Raw genomic sequence first — 261 nt, 5'->3', positions numbered from 1 at the left:
CATCCACGCGCACGCCATTGGCCTCGATGCGCGCGAGCACCGGCACCAGCGGCATCTCGATGTCGGCGTAGACGCGCGCCAGGCCCGCATCGGCCTCGATCCGCGGCTTCATGACCCTGTGGAGCCGCAGGGTGATGTCGGCATCTTCGGCGGCGTACTTCGACGCATCGTCGATGGCGACCTGCGAGAACGAGATCTGCTTGGCGCCCTTGCCGGCGACGTCCTCGAACTTGATCGTCTCCATCCCCAGGTGGCGCTTGG

Annotated in this window: 1 protein-coding gene; it reads right to left on the bottom strand. The window is 67.0% G+C overall.

The window, feature by feature from the left end:
- A partial coding sequence (locus SB719_RS20945; protein WP_412159857.1) for a hypothetical protein occupies positions 1-244 on the bottom strand: 244 nt, incomplete at its 3' end.
- Positions 245-261 lie beyond the last annotated feature (17 nt).

This window comes from Pantoea sp. SIMBA_079, assembly GCF_046940275.1.
GTDB classification, from domain to species: Bacteria; Pseudomonadota; Gammaproteobacteria; order Enterobacterales; family Enterobacteriaceae; genus Pantoea; species Pantoea borealis.
The sequence above is the reverse complement of the archived record's forward strand: the minus strand, read 5'-3'. Positions and strand labels throughout refer to the sequence as shown.